Source organism: Sediminibacterium sp. KACHI17, assembly GCF_040362915.1.
Taxonomy (GTDB): Bacteria; Bacteroidota; Bacteroidia; order Chitinophagales; family Chitinophagaceae; genus Sediminibacterium.
In genome coordinates, this window is sequence record NZ_AP029612.1 from 2,713,163 (window position 1) to 2,736,465 (window position 23,303).

21 protein-coding genes and 1 riboswitch are annotated in these 23,303 nt (G+C 39.7%); of the genes, 11 read left to right on the forward strand and 10 right to left on the reverse strand.

Annotated features, from left to right (window positions below; genetic code table 11):
- Positions 1-27: 27 nt before the first annotated feature.
- The 9 genes from ABXG83_RS12040 to ABXG83_RS12080 form a co-directional block, all read right to left on the reverse strand.
- A complete protein-coding gene (locus ABXG83_RS12040) occupies positions 28-1,095 on the reverse strand; it encodes a hypothetical protein (RefSeq protein ID WP_353549115.1) in 1,068 nt (355 codons plus the stop codon).
- A 189-nt stretch (positions 1,096-1,284) separates the two neighbouring features.
- Positions 1,285-2,112: a LytTR family DNA-binding domain-containing protein gene (locus tag ABXG83_RS12045; protein ID WP_353549116.1), complete on the reverse strand. Its 828-nt coding sequence runs from the start codon at positions 2,110-2,112 to the stop codon at positions 1,285-1,287.
- Between the two features lie 152 nt (positions 2,113-2,264).
- Complete coding sequence (locus ABXG83_RS12050) at positions 2,265-2,639, reverse strand: Dabb family protein (protein WP_353549117.1); 375 nt, start codon at positions 2,637-2,639, stop codon at positions 2,265-2,267.
- Between the two features lie 41 nt (positions 2,640-2,680).
- Complete coding sequence (locus ABXG83_RS12055; protein ID WP_353549118.1) at positions 2,681-2,854, reverse strand: hypothetical protein; 174 nt, start codon at positions 2,852-2,854, stop codon at positions 2,681-2,683.
- Between the two features lie 108 nt (positions 2,855-2,962).
- Entirely contained in the window at positions 2,963-3,319 is a 357-nt protein-coding gene (locus ABXG83_RS12060) for a TM2 domain-containing protein (RefSeq protein WP_353549119.1), read from the reverse strand.
- Entirely contained in the window at positions 3,282-3,593 is a 312-nt protein-coding gene (locus tag ABXG83_RS12065; protein ID WP_353550766.1) for a DUF2752 domain-containing protein, read from the reverse strand. Before ABXG83_RS12065 ends, ABXG83_RS12060 begins: the two co-directional genes overlap by 38 nt.
- A gap of 15 nt (positions 3,594-3,608) precedes the next feature.
- Complete coding sequence (locus ABXG83_RS12070) at positions 3,609-4,187, reverse strand: MarC family protein (RefSeq protein ID WP_353549120.1); 579 nt, start codon at positions 4,185-4,187, stop codon at positions 3,609-3,611.
- 117 nt (positions 4,188-4,304) lie between these two features.
- Positions 4,305-4,523, reverse strand: coding sequence for a cysteine-rich CWC family protein (locus ABXG83_RS12075; RefSeq protein WP_322196495.1), 219 nt, complete (start codon positions 4,521-4,523; stop codon positions 4,305-4,307).
- A gap of 131 nt (positions 4,524-4,654) precedes the next feature.
- The gene (locus tag ABXG83_RS12080; protein WP_353549121.1) at positions 4,655-6,571 is read right to left on the reverse strand and encodes a TonB-dependent receptor; all 1,917 of its coding nucleotides are present in this window, start codon (positions 6,569-6,571) and stop codon (positions 4,655-4,657) included.
- Between the two features lie 114 nt (positions 6,572-6,685).
- A riboswitch (cobalamin riboswitch) is annotated at positions 6,686-6,974 on the reverse strand.
- 202 nt (positions 6,975-7,176) lie between these two features.
- On the opposite strand from ABXG83_RS12080, the gene ABXG83_RS12085 reads away from it, so the two are divergent.
- The 5 genes from ABXG83_RS12085 (at position 7,177) to ABXG83_RS12105 (ending at position 13,847) form a co-directional block, all read left to right on the forward strand.
- Entirely contained in the window at positions 7,177-8,526 is a 1,350-nt protein-coding gene (locus ABXG83_RS12085) for an APC family permease (protein ID WP_353549122.1), read from the forward strand.
- A 4-nt stretch (positions 8,527-8,530) separates the two neighbouring features.
- A complete protein-coding gene (locus ABXG83_RS12090) occupies positions 8,531-9,703 on the forward strand; it encodes a PLP-dependent aspartate aminotransferase family protein (RefSeq protein WP_353549123.1) in 1,173 nt (390 codons plus the stop codon).
- Positions 9,704-9,787: 84 nt separating this feature from the next.
- The gene (locus ABXG83_RS12095) at positions 9,788-11,251 is read left to right on the forward strand and encodes a TolC family protein (protein WP_353549124.1); all 1,464 of its coding nucleotides are present in this window, start codon (positions 9,788-9,790) and stop codon (positions 11,249-11,251) included.
- Positions 11,252-11,289: 38 nt separating this feature from the next.
- A complete protein-coding gene (locus ABXG83_RS12100) occupies positions 11,290-12,645 on the forward strand; it encodes an efflux RND transporter periplasmic adaptor subunit (protein WP_353549125.1) in 1,356 nt (451 codons plus the stop codon).
- 194 nt (positions 12,646-12,839) lie between these two features.
- Positions 12,840-13,847, forward strand: a complete 1,008-nt coding sequence (locus ABXG83_RS12105; protein WP_353549126.1) for an NAD(P)H-dependent glycerol-3-phosphate dehydrogenase — start codon at positions 12,840-12,842, stop codon at positions 13,845-13,847.
- Positions 13,848-14,054: 207 nt separating this feature from the next.
- Here the strand turns inward: ABXG83_RS12105 and hemW are convergent, their stop codons facing one another.
- Entirely contained in the window at positions 14,055-15,182 is a 1,128-nt protein-coding gene (gene hemW, locus ABXG83_RS12110) for a radical SAM family heme chaperone HemW (RefSeq protein WP_353549127.1), read from the reverse strand.
- Positions 15,183-15,386: 204 nt separating this feature from the next.
- Between hemW and ABXG83_RS12115 the strand changes: the two genes are divergently transcribed.
- From ABXG83_RS12115 to ABXG83_RS12140, 6 genes are all read left to right on the forward strand, one after another.
- A complete protein-coding gene (locus ABXG83_RS12115; protein WP_353549128.1) occupies positions 15,387-16,397 on the forward strand; it encodes a DUF4271 domain-containing protein in 1,011 nt (336 codons plus the stop codon).
- A gap of 25 nt (positions 16,398-16,422) precedes the next feature.
- Positions 16,423-17,220: a uroporphyrinogen-III synthase gene (locus tag ABXG83_RS12120; RefSeq protein WP_353549129.1), complete on the forward strand. Its 798-nt coding sequence runs from the start codon at positions 16,423-16,425 to the stop codon at positions 17,218-17,220.
- A 125-nt stretch (positions 17,221-17,345) separates the two neighbouring features.
- Positions 17,346-19,403: a thioredoxin domain-containing protein gene (locus ABXG83_RS12125; protein WP_353549130.1), complete on the forward strand. Its 2,058-nt coding sequence runs from the start codon at positions 17,346-17,348 to the stop codon at positions 19,401-19,403.
- Positions 19,404-19,590: 187 nt separating this feature from the next.
- A complete protein-coding gene (locus tag ABXG83_RS12130) occupies positions 19,591-20,874 on the forward strand; it encodes an SUMF1/EgtB/PvdO family nonheme iron enzyme (RefSeq protein ID WP_353549131.1) in 1,284 nt (427 codons plus the stop codon).
- A 64-nt stretch (positions 20,875-20,938) separates the two neighbouring features.
- Positions 20,939-21,688: a gliding motility protein GldL gene (gene gldL, locus ABXG83_RS12135; protein ID WP_353549132.1), complete on the forward strand. Its 750-nt coding sequence runs from the start codon at positions 20,939-20,941 to the stop codon at positions 21,686-21,688.
- Between the two features lie 51 nt (positions 21,689-21,739).
- Positions 21,740-23,293 (forward strand): GldM family protein, encoded by a 1,554-nt coding sequence (locus ABXG83_RS12140; RefSeq protein WP_353549133.1) that lies wholly within the window; start codon positions 21,740-21,742, stop codon positions 23,291-23,293.
- The last annotated feature ends 10 nt before the right edge of the window (positions 23,294-23,303 follow it).

Below are 23,303 nucleotides of genomic sequence, written 5' to 3' on the forward strand. Positions count from 1 at the left end.
GGTAGCTTTTTTTAGTACAAGTCATCATCAGTCATGAGGTAATCCCATCAATCCAAAATACTTCCCTTTTGATGTTTCAATTACAGTTTTGATTTTTTTGAAGTTATTTTCAGTTGGTGATAAATTGATGAATTTGCCCACGATTCTTCGATATTTATAAATGATAATCGTATTTTCTACATTCGGATCTATTTTATTTAAGTAGACTTCCGTTTCTTCATCATGCATAGATGGAACATAAGTGAGTGCTGTTCTTTGTAGCTGCAATTCTTTCCCCAAAGATTCCAAGTATTGCTGTCTATCAGAAGCATTATAATTTCTTTCATCACCATACACGAAATAGATCTTCAGTGAATCCTTGTATTGTTCCGCACTGCGTTCAAGAAATTGTAGCCATTGTCGAATAGAAGGCCAGTTGGGTTGATTACCCGTGTAGAAAATGACTCCGTGATAACGCCCGTATTTACAAACCGGACAAGCTCTGCTACCTTTATCAGGCCCATATGCATGATAGGGGATAAAAGATGGTTGATCTTGACCAATCGATAATCCTGATTCTTTGGGTAGGTCTTTTGTAGCAGGATGATTGGGAATATTGAGTCCAAGTATGATATCATGTTCCGCTACTTGTATTTTTCCGTTGAGTAATACACGGAGTATTCCATTTCCTCCCCTTTCTTCGAAGGGATAATTTTTTCTGTATTCTATTAATAAGGGGTCTTCGTCAAAAACAAGATCATCTACATAATACGGATTTGAGATGTTGGGTTCTTTTACAAGTACATGGATATGAGCAGGTGTTTTTTCCTTTGGGTAGGGTGCAGGTCGCAAAGTATGGATCATATATCGTCCATTACTATCAGATTTTACCCACCCACGTAAATAACCATGTTGCGAAGCTTTTTCATTGGTGCCCGATCGACTGCTATACAAACCTTTGGCATCCGTGTGCCAATAGTAGATAAGAATATTAGGTGCCGGTGTTTTCCCATCAGCCTGAAAAATTGTTCCAGTGATCATTAATTTTTGAGCATTCTCATACCAACCGGCACTGGTGTCAGAAGATCTGATATTTGCCGGTATTCCTTCAAACATGAGTTCACAAGTTTCGCAATTACCACCTACACGAGAATTATTAGGTGAAGAAGGCTGTGCTTTACATGAGTTGAGTAGTAAGAGACACGATATAGCAATAGAAATGATAGAATTGAATTGCATGATTTTTTTAACAAAATTCAATTCAGCTAAAGCTTATAACAAATGCAATGAGGTGAAAGGAGTCTATCATAGCGTATCCTGAGTACTATTACCCATAACCCGTTTGAAATCAGCCGCATAATTTCTGCTGAGGCGAAGAAGCGTCTGGTCTTTCAATGTCACATCGTAATCGCCATTTTGTCGCGACCGAAAAGAAGCGATCTCTTGTACATTGACAATGGTGGATTTATGGATGCGTAAGAACTGATTGGTTGGTAATTCCTCTTGTATCTTTCCAAGTGTAGTTTTATATAAGTGTTTTCTAGCGTTAGTTTGTATTACCACATAAGGGGGGCTTGACTGAATATACCGTATCTCTTGTTTTGCAATCAAAATTTTTTGATTTCCTTCTTGTACAATAAGGGATGGGCTGTATAAAGTTATATGAGGTTGCACTTCTCCAACAGATACTGATGATCCGGCAGCAACTTGTTGAGATCTCAATAATTTGAAAAAGAATGGAAGTCCATATAGCAGTAATAAGGAATATCCATTTTCTGAAATACTAAATCCTATCCCTTTCCAGAAGACAAACCTTTGTTCATAAAAAATGGCTGAGATGAGATCAATGAATAATGCACTTACAAATAAATGCATGCCAATAAAGAAAAGGTAGAGTAGTAACTGGTATTTAAAACTTAATGGCTCTTTCTCTAATAGTTTATTTTGAAGGATACAAAAAGGAATAAACCACCACCAGAAACTACTGAATAAAAAAGATTCAGAGAAATAGTAGGCAGAGTCAGTAAAAACTGTTTGACTAAAATCTTTTACAAGCGTAAAAAGAAATCCACCCAAGACAAATAAGATGGCTAAATAGCGGGATGAAATTTTTTGATGAAACTTAAGTTCCATGACTGATACTTTTAACGACTTAGCTAAAAGTAAGAAGTTTTTAAAATTGCTAATTGGAATATATGTTAATTCCGCAGTAGGATTAAAAGTGGAACACGGATTATCATGATTTTCATGATAATCCGTGTTCCATCATATAGCTTAATCAAAAATTACTGTACCCAATAATCTACTACTGTTACTTTTTCAAGCAGCCCGGGTAATAGTTTGGTGAAAGCTGTATGAGCGGGATGTATTAAATAGTCATCACGATCTTTTTCACTCGAGAAAGTGAGTAGGAAACAATGGGTGAGTCCATTATTCAATTTCTCAGGGCTATTGTTCTCACCCCATTCAAATCTCTTGATCGTCTTAATTTGATTGGGTAACTCTTTGAATGCACGTATTATTTTTTCAATTGCAACAGTGTCTGCTTTAGCGGTCCAGCCAAATAAGACTACATGACGTAGTTCCTTTTTGATATTTTGAGATTGCGCAGTCATTGAAATGCAAACAAATACTACAAGACAGCTGATAATTTTTCGCATAATTTTTTTATTTATCACCTTATAATGCAAGGAATAGATGATCAATAGAAGAAAAACTTCATGGCTAACATGATACCGATGGTTAATAAGGCGCAAACCGGTAACCCTCCGCGTAAAATCGTAATAATACTCAACTTACGATCCCTTTCCCATGATTTTCCTGATTCCTTTTTATAGTAACGGATTACAGGCGGAATGCAAATCAATACGGTCATAGTAAACACTATAATCGAGATGACCCAGAATGATGTAGCCATAGCTATTTGAAGGTTAGATGAATGTAGATAGCAACGGTTACGGATGTTATATCGAACTTGCCATTATTAAAACATAGCATGTACCATCGCTAAACTCTCTCTCGCCATTTGACTATTGTATTCAAATGTGAGTTGTTTGTGATTGATGGTATCTACGATCGTGCCAATGAAACAAAGTCCGCCTGTAAACAGGTATAATAACCCCATACCGTTTTGTCGCACCATGAATCTTTGTACACCGGCCACTAATACAAAACCCAAAATACAGCCTAGCAGTATTTGATCGGTCTTTCTTCTTTTACCATTGTAAACCGCAATAAAATTCTGCAGTCTTTCTTCTGATAGATCAGCAGTGAGGTTTTGTAAATACACCAGCTCTTCGCCTTCAAGAGCGGGGATCAGATTGTACAGGTTGGGTTTCATGTTGTTTGGGTAAAGGTTGTATAAGTTGCTTTATCCTTATAAATATAATAATTACTGCCACAATTCCCAATGGATGATGATGAATGGAAGAGCGAAAACGAAAATGTAAGGCATCATGAATAGCATGCCCAATACCACAACCCGGACATTTACCCCATCCCAATAACTGAGAAGGACATAGTGATGTACCGCGATCAATGTCTGGTAAAAAGAATAATAGAATGAGTGCTATTACCCAGAAAATGAGTTCAATATGTTTACGTAAGTATCGGATACCATGAAGTTCGGATTACTTTCCGAAAGCGGCAATATTGCTGCTGAAGATCTTTACGGCAATGGCTAATAAGATTACCCCGAAAAATTTTCGTACAGCCAGTAACCCTGCTTGTCCAAGTGCTCTTTCGATGACCTTCAAAGATTTTAAGACAATATATACCACTACCAGGTTAATGAGAATACCACTCAAAATATAGAGCTCTTCGTAGTTGGCTTTCAATGACATCACTGTAGTGAGTGTACCGCTACCTGCAATGATAGGAAATGCAATAGGTACCACTGAGCCAGACTTTGCGTCTTTGTCTCCTTTAAAGATCTCATGTCCTAAAACCATCTCCAATCCAAGTAAAAAGATCACGACAGAGCCTCCTACTGCAAAAGAGCGAATATCCAATCCCAGTATTTTTAAAAATGCTTCTCCGGCAAAGAGAAATAGGATCATTAAAGCGCCGGAAATTACTGTGGCTTGTGTAGAACGTATGCCACCCATCTTTTCCTTTAAAGAGATCAATAATGGAATTGACCCTACAATATCAATCACCGCAAATAAAGTAAATGTAATGGTCAGCAGATGGTCGAGTTGGAAGGTCATGGTGGCGGAAGTTTAGACTAAGGTAGGGAATAGTGAGTAGTCAGTAGTGAGCAGTGAGTAATTTTTTAAGAACTACAGCTTGGACCTAACTCGCTACTGACTATGCACTACAAGCTATCAAAATCTAAAAACATGATTCCTCACTAACTTATATTCAAACTGTAAAGCTTCAAGGCAATTTTTGCAGAGACAGTCCGTGTATTTACTTTCAATATAAACACGTTCTTCGTAACTGAGTTTAGGGCCACTACATTGACACGCAGGAATATTACCCACTTTACACTCGAATGTTTTGGTGCAACGTGGGCAATGCTTGATCTCGTGTTTATGTGTCATGGAATAAAAATTTAAAATGAAAAAGTCAAAAGTGACAATAGCTAATGGCTTATAGTTTATAGCAAATAGTAGCGTAAATCATCTATTTAATTATTATGCTCTTTCACTTTTGACTTTTGATTTTTTACTTATTACCAATTAAACGTCACCCCGGCATTGAATAAAAATGGAATGGCATTGAATCCGCGAGCGTCAAAGAATTTTTTGCCGGTGATATTCTGTGCATCAGCAAAGAAGCGAACGCTGTTATTCAGCACGTAATCAGCTGAAGCGCCGAGAATAAAATAAGAAGGCAATGAAACATCTGCTCTGCGGAAACCACCAATATCAAAACGCTGACTAACGTATTTACCCGTAACAGCGAGGTTGAGTCCTTTACACACATCTACATTCGCACTTATGTTGATATGGTGTTTGGGTCTGCGTAATAGATAGTTATAAGTAATGGTGTCTTTTGTGGTCAAACGATTTTGGGTCAATTCTTCGCTCAGTAACAATGTATAGTTGGCAGTGATACCTGCTTTTTTCCCAAGTCTAGCATTCATTTCCCATTCTAAACCATTCACGATCTGTTTTACATAATTGAAATAGTTGAACGTGATATAGTTGTAGTCGATTCCATTGTTGATTCTTCTGTTGAAATACACCAATCGGCTTCCAAATGATTTTTCTTGATAACTGATACCTGCTTCATAGTTCACAGATTTCTCTGCTTTCAAATTTGCATTCAGACTGAGCTGATACAAAGAAGGTGTTTTGAATCCACTAGAAATACTACCAAATACACGAACAGCATCATTGATACTATAAGATGGGTTGAACGTATACGTAGCGTTATTCCCATAACGAGAATGATCATTGTATCTGCCGCCGAGTTCAATATTTAGTTTTTTATCAGCACTGCTATAGATCAAAGAACCATACAATGCCGTTTGTGACATAGAAGTATCACGAAACCTGCTTCTGAATGGGCCGAATGAACTGATAGCGAAATAGTCTTGGTTATAAGAGCCATAGCGATAATCAATTCCTGTGAGTAAAGTGAAGCCAGCACCTAATCTCACTGAACTGTATAATTCTGCAAATTGAGAAATGGCGTTATAGGTATTGTCTTCAAAAATGGTACTGGTTTTATGCGCACTGTCGTTGCGATAGTTGCGTCGAAGTTCACTGTACTGATAATTACCTGTTAATGCCAGCACACCTTTTTTGTATTGAAAACCGGTACCTGTGATCAATGATTTATTATTGATATTATAATCTCGATCATCATTGAAAACACCTGCATCAATCGCTGTTTTATATTGACTGTACATAACAAATGTTTTGAACAATAAATGATCATTTGCCTGGTACATCAATTGAGCATTGGCAACAGAACCATCATATTTGTCTTTGTCGTAATTGCGAATACCTGTGCTGTCATAAGCAGAAGAAAATCCATTTGTGAACAATCGGGCGTAACGAGCGGTGTAGGTGAATTTATTTTTCTTCCCATACAATTGAATATTATTCCGTGAAGTACCGAGATTACCCTGACTCAAAGTTGCTTTTACATTGAATGCTTTTTGAGCATCTTTTTTTACCGTGATGATATTCACCACGCCGGCAATGGCATCACTACCATACAAAGTAGATTGGGCGCCTCTGCACACTTCAATTCTTTCTACATCGTTGATAGAAAATAAATTGAGATCAAAGTCTGTTGTGATGGTTGAGGGATCATTCAAAGGAATGCCATCCATCATGATCAGTGTTCTTCCGGGGGAAGCACCGCGCATATAAACGGTTTGAACACTACCGGTGTTATTGAAAGCACCATTGATAGTGATACCTGCTTGTTCATTGAGTAATTGGGAAATGGTCTTGCCACCACTTTTTTCGATCTGCGCTTTGGTGATCACGGAGATCACTTTGCCGGTAGTACTTTGTTTCTGTTCTATTTTGTTGGCAGTTACCACTACTTCATCAAGGGTAACAGTGTCTTTTTGTGCAAATACCTGAGTGCCAGACAGCAGGCATGCTAGGAGCGTAATTTTTCTGCTCATTGTTGTTTGTTAAAAGGTTGAACAATGAGCTTTCAGGAAATTTTAAAAAACGGAGAAATATAAATAGCTGCTGCAGACAGCATTTACATTCCATGCTTTTCACCCGAAAGCCGTGAATGAACGTTTGTGTCTGGCAGGTCTTCTGGCTTGTTCTCTGTTGTTGAACCTTCCCATCCCGCTTATGGAGACAGTGGTTAGTAGAAACAACAGCGTTTTCTAGTGAGTGGTTAGTAGTGAATAGTGAGTGATAGAATGTTGGTGATAAATGTATCACTCACTATTCACTACTGACTATTCACTCCTCACTATTCAAGAACTTACAGCTACGGGGATAGCGCCGGATTTACACCGGACTTCCCTTTTAATCCCGCATATAGCGAGAACCAAATACAGGAGCAAAAGTAGGGGCTGGTATGTTTTCGGAAAATTAAGTTTTACACGCAAAGGGGATAAGTGGAGGTAGTCCATGGTGCATAGTCCATAGTTGATAGTAGAGAATAAAAAAATACCAACCTATTTTCTTTACTATGAACCATAAGCCATCGACCATGGACCATGAACTATAACCCATCTTTTCCTTACATTTATCACCATATCAATTTATTATGCAGGGAAACCAAAAACTCAATCTGTTCAGTTTCACTATGATCGTGGTAGGTCTGGTGATCGGTATGGGGATATTCAGAACCGCGGCTACAAGTGCCAAAGATGCGATCGAACCCTCTGTTTACTTTACAGCCTGGATACTGGGCGGATTTGTAGCACTCTGCGGAGCATTGACTTATGCTGAGATCGGGAGTCGGTATCCGGTAACGGGTGGTTATTATAAAGTATTCTCTTATGCTTATCATCCAAGTATTGCTTTTGCCATTAACTGTATCATCCTTATTAGTAATGCAGCGAGTTTGAGTGCCGTTGCACTGATTGGCAGTGGTTATATCACCAAATTATTTCCCGGATTTGATTGGAATGATACCCATAAAGCACTGATCAGTTGCGTAGCGATCATTTTTTTCTATGGCATCAATCTTATGGGACTTCGTATGAGTTCACGTGCGCAAAATATTTTGATGTTGATCAAAATTGGGATGATCGTAGTATTGATACTCGCATTGTTCTTTCCACATGATAGCAGTACTGCAGTAACTGTATCTAACGCAGTTACCAGTACCGGTGAATCCATGAGTTGGATACAAAGTTTAGGGATCAGTTTAATTGCGGTATCTTTTACATACGGTGGGTATCAGCAGACCATCAATTTTGGAAATGAAGTAAATCAGCCTGCAAAAAATATTCCAAGGGGTATATTCATTGGTATTGCCATTATTATTGGATTATATCTGTTGGTGAATCTAAGTTATTATACCATCGTAGGTTTTGATCAAATGAAAGGGGAAAGAGAGATCGCTTATGTAGTGATGGAAAAAACATTTGGAGCAAGGGGTGCAGATATCTTTTCTTTCTTCTTGTTCTTCGGCGTATTGGCTTATGTCAATGCGTTATTAATGAGTAATCCAAGGGTGATGTATGCGATGAGTCAGGAGCGGACCTTGCCGGCATTTTTCTCCAGACAAAACCCGAAGAATCAGGTCTTCACGATCTCACTAACTGTTTTTGCGGCCATGTGTATCGTCATTTTATTTTTTGCGCAAACATTTGATAAGATACTCAACTTTACCATCTTCCTTGATTGCTTTGGCATGGTTGCGTCCAGTGCTACGATTTTTATTTTGCGTAAAAGAACCAAGCATTTGGATGGTACAGGTATATTTAAAATGAAGTTATATCCGATCATGCCATTGATCTTTATGAGTGCGTATTTGTTTGTTGGTATCAGTATCGCTTTGCAAACACCGGATACTGCGCTTGTAGGATTGGCAGTATTGGGTGGATTTATGTTGATTTATTTCCTCACTTCAAAATTCAGGACTACAAATCCTGAACAACAAGTATAACAACATGGATATTTCATACATCTTGAATGAGTTGGGAGAGGATCGTGATGAATATTTTCGTGCGGTGTCGCCACCGATCGTGCAAACCAGCAATTTTGCTTTTAAAACAGTCGACGATCTTCGTAAGGCTTTCGAAAATGAATATGGAGGGTGGTTGTACAGTCGAGGGTTGAATCCAACTGTAGAGATCTTGCGCAAGAAACTGGCAGCATTAGATGGAGCGGAAGATTGTTTGGTCTTTAATAGTGGAGCTGCAGCCATTTTTGCATCGGTTTTAGCGAATGTGAAAACGGGGGATCATATTGTCAGTGTGAAAGATCCTTATACATGGGCAAGAAAGATGTTTGATGAGATCCTTCCGCGGTTCGGTATAACAGTGACATATATTGATGGACGGCTGATCGAGAATTTTGAAAATGCAATTCAGCCGAATACACGTATCATTTATCTGGAGTCGCCCAATAGTTGGATGTTCGATCTGCAGGATCTTACTGCAGTTGCAAAACTGGCTCGGTCAAAGAATATTGTAACCATCTGTGATAACAGTTATTGTACGCCTTTGTATCAAAAACCGTATGAATTAGGGATCGATCTGGTACTGCAATCAGCTACAAAATATATTAGTGGACATAGTGATGTGGTGGCGGGGGTGTTAAGTGGCAGCAGCAAACAAATCGAACGCATTTTTAATAGTGAATACAATAATATAGGATCGGGGATCCAACCATTCAATGCATGGTTACTGATCAGAGGGCTGAGAACTTTGCCTGCAAGATTGGAGCGGATCACTCGCACCACTCAATTAGTAATAGATTTCCTGTTATCTCATCCGCGTGTTGAAGAGGTCATTTTTCCATTACATCCTTCTTTTCCGCAATATGCATTGGCGAAAACGCAGATGAAAGGCGGTTGTGGTTTACTGACTTTTACCATTCGAACCCAATCTTGTGAAACCATCGAGAAATTCTGTAACAGCCTGAAACACATATTAATGGCAGTGAGTTGGGGCGGACATGAATCCCTGATCATTCCAAAGTGTGCTGGGCTGCAGCGGGCAGACTTTAATCCGGAGCTGGCATTGCACAGGAGTTTTCGTTTGTATGTGGGATTGGAGGAACCGGAATATATTATGGCCGATTTGAAACAGGCTTTTGATGTAATAAACGACCTTTCATAACATTTTATTAACGGAATCTATTGCCTTATCCCCGTCCATCAGAAATTTACCGATCTGCTCGGGAAACCGCTATTTTTGTTATATATGAAGAAGCTATTGACCCTTCTTGGATGTGGTATCTTATTACAAGTACAGGCTCAGACAACCAATGAGAAATGGGACCTGCGAAAATGTGTGGATTATGCTACACAGAATAATATTTCTGTAAAGCAAGCTGATATACAAGCGCGGATCAGTGCCTTGCAGGCACGACAGGCGAAGCTGAGCCAATACCCTTCATTGAATATGAATTCTGGAACCGGTGTACGTTTTGGTCGATCAATCGATCCTACCACGAACCAGTTCTCTACCAATCAATTTCTGTATCAGAACTTTGGGATGAATGCAAGTATTCAATTGTATAACAACGGAAGTCTGCGTTACACTTTACAAGCTGCTGATCTGAATGCAAAAGCAGCGTTGGCGGAAGTAGAAAGAGCAGCAAATGATGTATCCCTGAATGTGGCTAATTTTTATTTGCAGATATTGGCAGCGCGCGAGCAAGTGAAAATAACACAGGTACAGATCGCTCAATCACAATCACAGTTGGATATAACCAAGAAAAGAGTAGAAGCCGGTGTTTTGCCGGAATTGAACCAGGCTGAAATTGAAGCACAATTGGCAAATGATAGCAGTAATTATGTTACAGCCGTTACCAATTATGAATTGAATATTTTAAACCTCAAAGGATTGCTGAATCTTGATCCGGCAATCGCTTTTGAAATTGATACTCCACCGGTAGAAAGTATTCCACTGGAAAGTTTTGGTGATTTACAACCGGAATTGGTGTACCAATTAGCAATGACTTCCCAGCCACTGCAAAAAGCCAATGATTTCAGAATCAAAGCAGCACAGAAATCAGTTTTGGCAGCAAAAGGACAGATGTATCCTACGCTTACTTTCGGAGGGAATCTGACCAGTAACTTTTCCAACTCTTTTAAACAAACAACCGGATTTACTTTCTTGGGATACCGCCCTGTGACTGGTGCAGAACCAAAAGTTACAGTGAGCAATGTTGATTATTATGTTCAGGAACCGCTCTATCGCTTCAATCAGCAAAGCAGAAGTTTTGGTGGATTATGGGATGGGTGGAGCAATCAAATCAGTAACAACTTTGGACAGAATGTCGGCATCAATTTATCGGTTCCGATTTTTAACAATGGACAAAGTAAAATTGCCTATCAGCGTTCGAAGCTAGATCTTAGAAACGTTGAATTGCAAAAAACGCAGGCAGATCTTAAACTGAAACAAGATATTTATACCGCATATAATAATGCTACAGCAGCGTTACAAAAATTCAATGCCGGAAAGAAAGCAGTTGAGAATGCACAGAAAGCATATGATTTTGCATTGAGACGCTATGAAGTAGGTTTATTAGGATCATTGGATCTGATCACGAATCAAAATAACTTGCTTCGTGCCAAAGTGCAACAATTGAGTAACCAGTATGATTATGTGTTTAAAATGAAAGTACTGGAATTTTATAAAGGTCAAGGGCTAAAACTGTAACCCAAGCATACGTATCGCAGATCTAAAAGAAAATCATTATGAACAAAAAACTTTTGTGGACAATTGTGGGGTTAGTGGTTGTTGTGGGTACATTTATTGGACTGAAAAAAACAGGCGTCATCGGGAAAGATGAAGGATTGAATGTATCTGCAGAAAAAGCAGCGCTCAGAACCATCATCGAAACTGTGAATGCCAGTGGTAAAGTATATCCAGAAATTGAGGTGAAAGTTAGTCCGGATGTGAGTGGAGAGATCATTGAATTGAATGTGAATGAAGGAGATAGTGTTCGTAAAGGACAGGTTCTTGCACGTATCTATGCAGATATTTATTCTACCCAGCGAGATCAGTTTGCCGCAGGTGTTGAGCAGGCTAAAGCACAGCTGTCTAATTCCACTGCCAATATCCCTGGATTGAAAGCAATATTGGATAATGCAAAAGCTGCTTTTGAACGTCAAAGAAAATTGTATACAGAGAAAGTAACTTCACGTCAGGAGTATGATCAGGCAGAGCAGGCGTATCGTACAGCAGAAGCAAATTACAAAGCAGCAACAGAAGGTCTGAAAGGAACTGAGGCTGCTATTATGGGTGCTGAGGCGCAGTTGGCAAGAGCTAATAAAGATCTATCCAGAACTACCCTGGTAGCACCTATGGATGGAGTCATTAGTTTATTAGCTGTAAAAAAGGGAGAAAGAGTAGTAGGAACTGCGCAAATGGCCGGTACAGAAATGATGCGTGTAGCTGATATGCGTAGCATTGAGATCCGTGTTGATGTCGGTGAAAATGATATTCCAAAAGTAAAACTAGGTGATACCGCATTGGTAGAAGTAGATGCTTATACCAATCGTAAGTTCAAAGGATTGGTGTATAAAATCGCTAACCCAAATACTCAATCAACCGGTACTGCTGTAACCAGTACTGAAGTCACTAATTATAAAGTGCATATCCGACTTATTCCGGATAGTTACAAGGATATGATGATTCCCGGCAGAGCATTTCCTTTTCGTCCGGGTATGAGTGCAAGTGCTGATATTCAAACCAATACCAAACAAAATGTACTGGCGGTTCCATTGAATGCAGTGACCACTCGTGAAAAAAACAGTGATGAAAAGAATGATAAATCCAAGACAAGTTCATCAACTGATGATAAAACCGGTATTGATGATGAAGCGGTAGAAGAAGTCGTATTCGTTGTTCAGAAAGACAATAAAGTCAAAAAAGTAAAAGTCAAGACTGCGATTCAGGATCTCAACTATATTGAAGTCCTTGAAGGACTGAATGATGGAGATCAAGTGGTGACTGGTCCCTTTAACACAGTAAGTAAGATCTTAAAAGACGGAAATCTTGTAAAAGTAGTACCGAAGGATAAGCTGTTTGAAGAAAAGAAAAAAGAATAGGTAGATAAGAAATAAAGAAAATAAAGATTTTAATAGCTCCGGACATCTTCCGGAGCTATTAATTTATAATATCAGCTATACTGATTTTGTTCGCTCAATAATGATCTTGCATTCAGCATTTCATGATCAATGGGCGATACCCCACACGCATTCCCTACAATTCCTATCTTCGCAAAGGAACAATTCTTTGATGCATGCGATATGGAATCATTGGTAGTGGAAGTTGGGCTACAGCGTTGGCCAAAATTCTGACAGATAATGGAAGCAATATTTACTGGTGGGTCAGGAATGCAGAAACCATTCAGTACATCGAAAAGAGAAAACACAATCCTCACTACCTCAGTGCTGCATACTTCAATCCATCACAATTAGTCCTTAGCAGTCAGCTGAAAGATGTAGTGCAGGCAGTAGATGCTTTGGTAATAGCCGTACCCTCTGCCTTTGCAGAACAAGTATTTGAACAACTGCAGCCGGAAGATCTTCAAGGAAAAAAAATCATTTCTGCTATTAAAGGTATTTTACCTACTGATAACAGATTGTTGCACGAATACCTGTTCAATCATTTTCAATTTCCGGTAGAAAATTATATTGCTTTGCTGGGACCTTGTCATGCGGAAGAGGTAGCATCAGAGAAATTATCTTATCTCACATTTTCGGGAAAAGATGCAGCAACTACTCAGCAGATCGCCGATGCATTTAGAACAGAATACATTAATACAGTTGTAAACAACGATGTTGTGGGTGTTCAATATGCAGCCGTTCTCAAGAATATTTATGCATTGGGTGCGGGTATCGCTCATGGATTGGAATACGGGGATAATTTTCTTAGTGTATATATCGCTAACAGTGCCAATGAAATGGTTGCATTTTTACGCAAACTCAATGAGAAAGAAGGAGTGGAAACAGCAGCCGGACACAACTATGCCGCATCTGTTTATTTAGGTGATCTGCTGGTGACTTGTTATTCTTTGTATAGCCGCAACCGTACGTTCGGCAACATGATCGGAAAAGGATATTCTGTAAAAGCAGCTCAATTGGAGTTGAATATGGTAGCGGAAGGGTACAACGCTGCTAAATGTATTTACCGTACAAACCAGAGCGTTCAAGCGCTAATGCCCATAGCTTCAGCCATTTATGAGATATTATGGGAATACCGTTCTGCCGCTGATGGATTTAAGAAAATAGAAGGCTTTTTAGTTTGACAAAATTGGTAACTTTATTCCATGCCAGTTTCATTCACCTTATTAAGCCCTATGGTACTACTGATACTGCTCGGTGCAGTGATAGGGATCAATCTTTTGAGGAAACTGCTGCGTCATGAGTAATTAGCTTCGGATTACTCATTGTAAGTATCCAACCCATGTTTTCACGACCCGAATTTTCTTGTATCCGGTATCATACAATGGCTATCATTCAACAAAAAGATCTGCCGCAATTCCATCGGCTAAAAATTTTCCTTGTGCTGTTAAGACGATGTGTTGATTTTGCAACTGTATATTTTGTTGATCTAAATGCATTTGTGCTGCTTTCATAACAGCCTCCTTTCTTTCTTCTCCCCAATTTTTTTCTAAAAAATCCAATGCAATTCCTTCTAAGGTTCTTAAGCTCGTCATTAGGTATTCATTGATTCTTTGAACAGGCGTAAGCGTTTCAGATTCAAATGGAACCATTCCCTGTTGCAGACTACTTATGTATAATGGATTATTGGCAATATTCCATTGTCGGATAAGATGACCATCAAAAGAGTGAGCGGCAGGACCTATTCCGAGATAAGGTTTGCCTTGCCAATAGCTACTATTATGTTGACTTCTAAATCCGGGTTTGGCAAAATTAGATATCTCATAATGCTCAAAACCTGCATCCTGTAAGGTTTGCGTAAGTATATTGAATTGAGTGGCCTGATGATCTGTATCTACTTCTTCCTTTGTTCCCTTACGTACCATGTGATCTAAAGCTGTATTGGGTTCAACCGTCAATGCGTAACACGATAAATGAGGAATACCAAGCGCTAAAGCTGTTTCAATATTTTGTTTCCATCTTTCATCTGTGAGTCCTGGAGTGCCATAGATCAGATCAATGGTCAGGTTATGAAATCCGGCTGTCTGTGCCAGTTCGATGCAATGTTTTGCCTGTGTAGCGGTATGCGCACGGTTCATCCATTGCAGATCTTCTTCAAAAAAAGACTGTATGCCAATACTTAATCTGGTGATACCAGCCTGGCGCCAGTGGATCAGTTTTTCATCATCAATATCATCCGGATTTGCTTCAAGGGTTATTTCAGCAGTTGGTGAAACAGTATAATGGGTTTTGATCGTATCAAGGATAAGATCTAATTCCGAATCAGATAGCAAGGAAGGGGTGCCGCCTCCAAAGTAAATGGTGTTGATAGGTTCCTTGATAAATTCTTTTCTAAGTAAAGCCTCCTTGCAAATAGCTGCTACCAGATCAGGCTTCAGCTGTTGCAGTGTTGAAAAGTGAAAGTTGCAATAATGACAAGCTTTCTTGCAAAAGGGAACATGAATATAAATGCCTGCCATCATGCAAAGATAGGATTCTCAGATACTAGGTCGTTGGGAGATCAGGTAGTCGGGTGATCGGGTGATCAGGGAATTGGGATGTATTTTATTTGTGACTTAAAAACACTCCCCCAAATTCCCAATACCCAGTACCTAGTACCCGATAACCTGATTACCCGATCACCTAATCACCCGATAACCCAATCTCCCTTATTTTTGCATTCAATGAACCTGACAAAGCAACTCACTGTATTTATTCTCACCTTGTTATTTCAGGTAATGGTTGTTGCACAGAGCGATACGCCTGCACGCAATAATAAACCTCAACAAAAGGTTCGTTTGGATTCCGCAAGACAAGTATCCGGCAGTCAGCTGAAACAAGATTCTTTGCTAGTGAATACCGGTGATACAGATTCTGCATCTTTAGTGATAGATTCAACTGTTACGGATAGCTTTCGATCTTCAATTCCGGTAGTCGCTGTGAAAACGAATGATACCAGCACATATGCCAAATACCTGACACATCCTTATTTGCCTTTATCTGCAAAGCCCATGTTCATGATCTCAGATTTCAGAGAAACACGAACATTGGACGACTTATTTTATTTGTTGATGGGAGTGTTATTGTTACTAGCTTTCATACGATCTGTTTTTCCTCGTTATTTTAAGAACCTGTTTGTGTTGTTTTTTCAAACCTCACTCCGACAAAAACAAACTAGAGATCAATTATTACAGGATAACCTGGGATCTGTTTTCGCTAATCTTTTATTTATTGTTAGCACCAGTATTTATGGGGCACTGATCATACGTCATCGCGAATGGTTGGATTACCCATTCTGGCATGTGATCTTCTTTGGGGCAGGATTGTTGGCCATTGTGTATTTCGGTAAATTTCTGTTTTTGCAGTTTGCAGGTTGGGTATTCAATTCCAGAGAAGCAGCCATGAATTACACGTTCACCGTTTTTTTGGTGAACAAGGTTTTGGGTATCAGTTTGGTCCCTTTTCTCTTCCTGATGGCATTTTCAACCTCATCACTACGGGAAGTGGCTTTTACAATATCTGTAGGGCTAACGGGCGTATTATTACTTTATCGCTATGTTGTATCCTTTGCGAATATCAGGAACACATTGAAAGTGAATGCTTTACATTTTTTCCTATACCTTTGTGCTGTGGAGATATTGCCACTATTGGTTTTATATAAACTGATGGCTGATTATATCGGCGGAAGGTTTTAATTTTGCAAAATCTCAGAAAGCAAGCATGGTAAAGAACGGATCCAAACAATCAGGAGCGACCAAAACCGCAAGAAGAATCCTGATCTCACAGCCTAGACCCGAAAGCGATAAATCGCCTTATTTCGATCTTGAGCGTAAGTACAAGGTAGAGTTGGTATTTCATCCCTTTATTAAGCTGGAAGGGATACCGGCCAAAGAATTTCGCAAACAAAAGATCGATATTATGCAGTACTCTGCGGTGATATTCACCAGCAGGAATGCCATCGATCATTTCTTCCGTACTTGTGAAGAGATGAAAGTGACCATCGGACAAGACACCAAGTATTTTTGTATCACCGAGGCGGTAGCACTCTATCTGCAAAAATTCATCTTATATCGCAAGCGTAAGGTTTTTTATGGTGCTGATGGTACCAATAAGAGCATGTTCGATGTGATCAATAAGCATAAAGAGAATGAAAAGTTCCTTTATGTGTGCAGTGAGAACCAGCAAGACAATGAGATCGTTACATGGTTGAAGTCTAACAACTGTGAGTTCCAGCTGGCATTCATGTACAGAACGATCAGTAATGATATCAAAGAAGTGATAGAAGGGAAAGAATATGATGTGATCTGTTTCTTCACCCCGAGTGGAGTGAAAAGCCTCTTTGATAACTCTCCTAATTTCAAACAAAATGGAACTGTTATCGGAGCGTTTGGTAATAATACTTCTAAAGCAGTAGAAGATGCAGGGCTGAAACTTGAGATCAAAGTACCATCGCCACAAAAACCAAGTATGGTTTCAGCGTTGGATCAATTTCTTGCTTCAACGGTATCAAAAAAATAATATAAATCAGACTTTTTTTATAAACCCCTTGCATGGTCAAGGGGTTTTTTGTAGAATGTATACCATGAATCAGCATCGGATCATTCACGATGCACATTCATTACGCACTATTTTAAATACTACTCATGTCAAAGACACATCAGCATACCAATTTATTGATTCATGAAACGAGTCCTTATCTTTTACAACATGCGCATAACCCTGTAAACTGGTATCCATGGGGAGAAGAAGCATTGGCATTGGCAAAAAAAGAACAAAAGCCAATCTTAGTGAGTATTGGTTATGCGGCTTGTCACTGGTGTCACGTGATGGAAAGAGAAAGTTTTGAGGATGAAGAAACAGCTGCATTGATGAATGAGCACTACATCAATATCAAAATAGACAGAGAGGAAAGACCCGATATTGATCACATTTATATGGATGCGGTTCAGGCTATGACAGGCAGTGGCGGATGGCCTTTGAATGTTTTTCTGACACCGGATGCGAAACCATTTTATGGAGGCACTTATTTTCCGCCTGTTCGTGCACATAACAGACCATCATGGAAGGAAGTGTTGAGTGGATTACACAAAGCATTTACAGAAAAAAGAGAAGAGATTGATCAGCAGGCAGAAAAACTGACCGCACATCTTTTCAAATCAAATCAGTTCGGAGTTGGGTCGGTTCTAACAGAAGGGGCATTCAATCAGGAAATGCTCGAAGATATCAGTGCCAACATGCTCAAGCAGGCAGATACAGAATGGGGCGGTTTTGGGAATGCGCCTAAATTTCCGCAGACTGCTACAATTCGATACTTGCTTCGCCACTATTATTTGAACCATCATCAAGAATCACTGACACAAGCATTGTTAAGTATCGATAAAATGATCGATGGAGGTATTTATGACCAGTTAGGAGGTGGGTTTGCCCGATATAGTACTGATACCGAGTGGCTGGCGCCTCACTTTGAAAAAATGCTCTATGATAATGCATTGCTGGTAAGCACCATGTGTGAAGCCTATCAGTTAACACGGTTGCCCAAATATGCAAGAGCCATTCGCGAAACATTAACCTTTGTACAGCGTGAGCTCATGCATCCGGAAGAAGGTTTTTATAGTGCACTCGATGCAGATAGCGAAGGCGTAGAAGGGAAATTCTATACCTGGCAAAAAACAGAGATCGAGACTGAATTGTCTGAAGCAGATGCTGCCTTATGTTGCGCATACTATGGTGTAACGGAGGAAGGAAACTGGGAGCATACCAATATCCTGCATGTACGACAACAACCTTCTTCATTTGCAGAAGAAAATGGTATGAAAGAGGAAGAGTGGTTGATGAAATTGGAGCAGATCAAGTCAACATTACTGAAAAAAAGAAGCGAAAGGATTCGTCCCTCTTTGGATGACAAACAACTATTGGGTTGGAATGCATTGATGAATATTGCTTTTTCGCAAGCATATGCGGCATTGGGCGATGACGTCTATAAAAAGATCGCTGTTCGGAATATGTCTTTTTTGGAGAACAGGTTTTACGATGTGAGCCAGAATAGTTGGAAGCATACCTATAAAGCCGGCAAAGCCACGATCCCAGCATTTTTGGATGACCTGGCCTACCTGATACAGGCCTATATTTTTTTACAGGAGATAACAGGAGAGGGTCAGTATCTTTTGAAAGCTAAAGCATTACTGGAGCAAGTGAATCAGGAATTTGGAGAGGAAGAAACGGGATATTATTTCTATACAAGAACAGGGCAAAATGATGTGATCGTTCGGAAGAAAGAAGTTTATGATGGGGCTACACCCAGCGGCAATGCCGTTATGGCTTTCAATCTGCAATACCTAGGAAGAGTATTCGACCAAAAGCATTGGTTGCAAAGAATGGAGCGAATGACAGGATCATTGTCACAGGCGATCGTGAAATATCCTACTTCTTTTGGTGTATGGGCATTGGTGATACAGGGAGAGGTTACAGGCTGGAAAGAGGTTGCTTTAGTGGGTGAGGGAGCGGGTCAATACCTATCTCAGGTTTTGGAGAAATATAGTCCCTATAAAATACTCCAATGTGAGGAAACTAAAACAGAGAGTTTCCCGTTATTAATGGGAAAAATGCCCAAAAACGGCGGTGTTTTGTTGTATGTATGTCAGAATTTTACTTGTAGTGATTATACTACTGATAAAATAGTTGACTTTTTAGCAATTGTGTAACAAGAATTACGGTAATTTGCTCACTGACAGTGGCTTGAAAGCCTCATTCAGTTAGTGAAAACAAAAATTCAGACATTACTGGAATCATCTTTACCCGCCTTGTGAAATTATTGGTTTTAAAATAGAAGCTGCATTTAACTGCACTTCTAAACTTATATTTGTCACTGTCATAAATTAAGTTGAACAGATGAAAGGTTATTTAACTACTATTACCCTGGCCGTATTCACGCTGAGCCTTAGCTCATGTTTTCTGAATAAGGGCAAGAAGTCAAAAGGACTACCTGATGACGGTATGTTGCACGGAGTAGCGCCAACGGCCAGACCTAGTATGGCAACGCCAAGAAACATGGTATACATCCCACCGGGAACTTTTCATATGGGACCCAGTGATGAGGATATCAGTTTCAATTACACCAACAGGAATAGATCGATGTCTATTCCGGGTTTTTGGATGGATGCAACTGAGATCACCAATAACCAATATCGTCAGTTCGTAAACTGGGTGCGTGACTCTTTATCTTTTAAGATCTTATACGGTGGTGGTATCAATAAAGAAGATGATACTTCTGCAGTAGATTGGAGAAAAGTAGCTCAGATCAGGTATGATAAGGCAACAATTGAAAAGTTGAATGAGTTGAATCTGGCTCCGGATAATCGTTTATTTGGAAGAAATGAGATCGATCCAGGTAAACTCAAATACAAAGTTGAATATTTCAACTTGCCGGAAGCTGCTAAGCGTGAGAATGCTGACAGACCAAGAAAAGATTTCATCGTAAAATATGATGAGAAAATATATCCCGACACTTTGGTTTGGATCAGAGATTTCTCTTATTCCTACAATGAGCCGATGACCAAGCGCTACTTCGCACACCCTTCTTATGGTAATTATCCGGTAGTAGGAGTGACATGGAAACAAGCAGTAGCATTTTGCCACTGGCGTACACACTATCAGAACTCTTGGTTGGAGAAGAAAAAGTTTGCGGTAGATGGTGATTATCGTTTACCTAGTGAAGCAGAATGGGAATATGCAGCACGTGGCGGCAGAACCAATGCGCCTTTCCCTTGGGGTGCTTATTACCTTAGAAACAAAAAAGGATGTTTACTTGCCAACTTCAAACCGGGTCGTGGTAACTATCCTGAAGATGGTGGATTTTATACTGTGAAAGCTGATGCATACTGGGCAAACGACTTTGGTTTATACAATATGTCCGGTAACGTAGCAGAATGGACGGGTTCTTATTTCTATGAAGGTTCTTACAACTTTATGTCAGATCTCAGCCCGGATGTTCGTATCGAAGCTACTGATTCAGATTTACCTCGAATGAAACGTAAAGTAGTGCGCGGTGGTAGCTGGAAAGATATTGCTTATTATCTCCAGGTTAGTACTCGTAATTATGAATATCAGGATACCGCAAAATCATACATCGGTTTTCGTTGTGTGATCGACTTGGCTCCTAAATCAAAAAAATAAAATCCGTCCCATATCCTCCAAACGATACAGGACCAAATAACTATTAAAAACTAAACTTAAGATTATGGCTTCAGGTGTTTCTCCCGCAACAAACCGAATTGTAAACGTAATTGTATGTCTGGGTGCTTCCGTAGTAATTTTTGGTGCGATGGCAAAAATCCTTCACCTGTCTTGGGCTGATTGGGCACTGAAAATCGGTCTTACAACAGAGGCGTTGATTTTCGTGGTATACGCAATTTTACCTCCTCCTGATATGGGCGCGCCCGCTGCTGCACCAGTTGCTGCTGGCAATCCTGCTTTGAAAAGTTTGGATGATATGTTGCAGCAAGCAGATATTACTCCGGCTAATTTATCTAAGTTGAGTGCCAGTTTTCAAAAATTGGGAGCTACAGTAGATAATATGGGAGAGATCAGCGATGTGGTTAAATCAACAGGAGATTTTTCTGCGAAAGCCAAAGAAGCTACTACCGCATTCTCATCTATCTCTGGAGCTGTTAATCAGGCAACACAATCATTGTCAGGTTTCAATAGTGCTTCAGAAGGAACCAAACAATTCCATGAGCAGGTACAGGTATTGACTAAAAATTTGTCTTCTCTGAATACCATTTATGAATTGGAATTACAGGAAAGCAATAACCATTTGAAAGCATTGAATCAATTCTATGGTAAACTGGCACAAGCTTCTGCAGCAATGTCTAGCAGTGCAGATGATGCCATGAAGGCGAAAGAGCAAATTGCTGCTTTGGCAAATAACCTGGGTAAATTGAATCAGGTATATGGCAATATGTTAACAGCTATGCAAGGACGTGCATAATATATCCTGTTACCAAAACCTATTATAAACCGTATAGAAAACTTTATATAAATGGCATTACCCAAGGAACCGAGGCAGAAGATGATCAATATGATGTACCTCGTGCTTACAGCATTGTTGGCACTGAATGTATCATCTGAGATCCTGAACGCCTTTAAAACGGTAGACAGGAGCCTTATGACGGCCAGCGGAATTGTGGAGAAGAAAAATGAAGAGATATTCAGGTCTTTCCAGGCAAAAATAGAAGATCCAAAAACAAGAGAAAAAGCTCAAATATGGTTACCCAAAGCGCAACAAGCTAAGAAGCTGGCAGCTGATTTGTATAACTATATGGAGGCTTTGAAAAAAGAATTGAAAGAAGAATCTGGATTGACAGTAGGTGAGGATGGAAAAGAATCATACAAAGAAGATAATCTGGATGCCGCAACTCGTATGTTCATTTCTGAGCCACCCAATGGAAAAGGAAAAGGAAAGGAGTTGTTCAATCGATTGACTGAGTTCAAAAAACAATTACTGGCAATTGATCCGGAAATGGCAAAAGAGATCAGTGCTTCTTTACCACTTGACCTGACTCCATTGCCTACTTCCAGCGAAGCAGGTAAAGGTGATTGGGCATATGGATATTTTCATATGACGCCAACAGTAGCTGCTATCACCATTCTGAGTAAGTTTCAGAATGACGTGAAAAACAGTGAATCACAAGCGGTTGAATTTTGTCATCGTCAGATCGGACAGGTAGAACTTATTTATGACGAGTTTCAGGCATTTGCAGGAACCAATTCTCAATACCTGATGCCAGGAGAAGAACTTGTGATCACAGCCGGTATCGGTGCATTCAGTAAAGCAGCGAAGCCTAATATCACTGTAGATGGTGTTGCAGTTCCTTTGAATGCAGAAGGTGCTGCTGAATATAAAACACGTGTAAGTAATTCCGGAGCAGGTGTGAAGAAAGTACGTATCTCTTACCTGAAACCGGATGGTACTTCTTCAGTGGTTGAAAAAGAAGTTCGATATACTGTCGGTGTTCCATCAGGATTGGTGGTTTCAACAGACAAAACACGCGTATTTTATCAAGGTCTTGAAAATCCGTTGAGTGTTACCGGTGGTGGTGGTGATGAAAAAGTAAAAGTGAGTATTGAAGGTGCAGGTGCAACACTTACAAAATCAGGAGCAGGTCAATACATTGTAACCTGTAATCAACTGGGCACAGTGAATGTTGTGGCTACTGATGGTAAGAATACACAAAGAATTGCTATCCCTGTTAAACGTGTACCCGACCCGATCGCAATAGTTGGTGGAAGTGCTGGCGGAACCATGAATGCCAATGTATTTCGTGTTCAAAGAGGGGTGATCGCTGACTTGCGTGATTTCGTTTTCGAAGGCGTAAAATTTGAGGTGTTGAGTTACATGTTGATCTGTACAGGAAAAGGATTTGATGAACCAGAGTTTGCGGAAGTAAATGGTCCTTCATTCACCGGCGACGCACAAAATCTGATTAAACGCTGTCAACCAGGTACAACGGTTACGATCGGTGAAATCAAATTGAAACAACCGGGTGGAGGAACCAGAAAAATAGATCAGAATATTACATTCATATTGCAATAAAGCAGTGGTT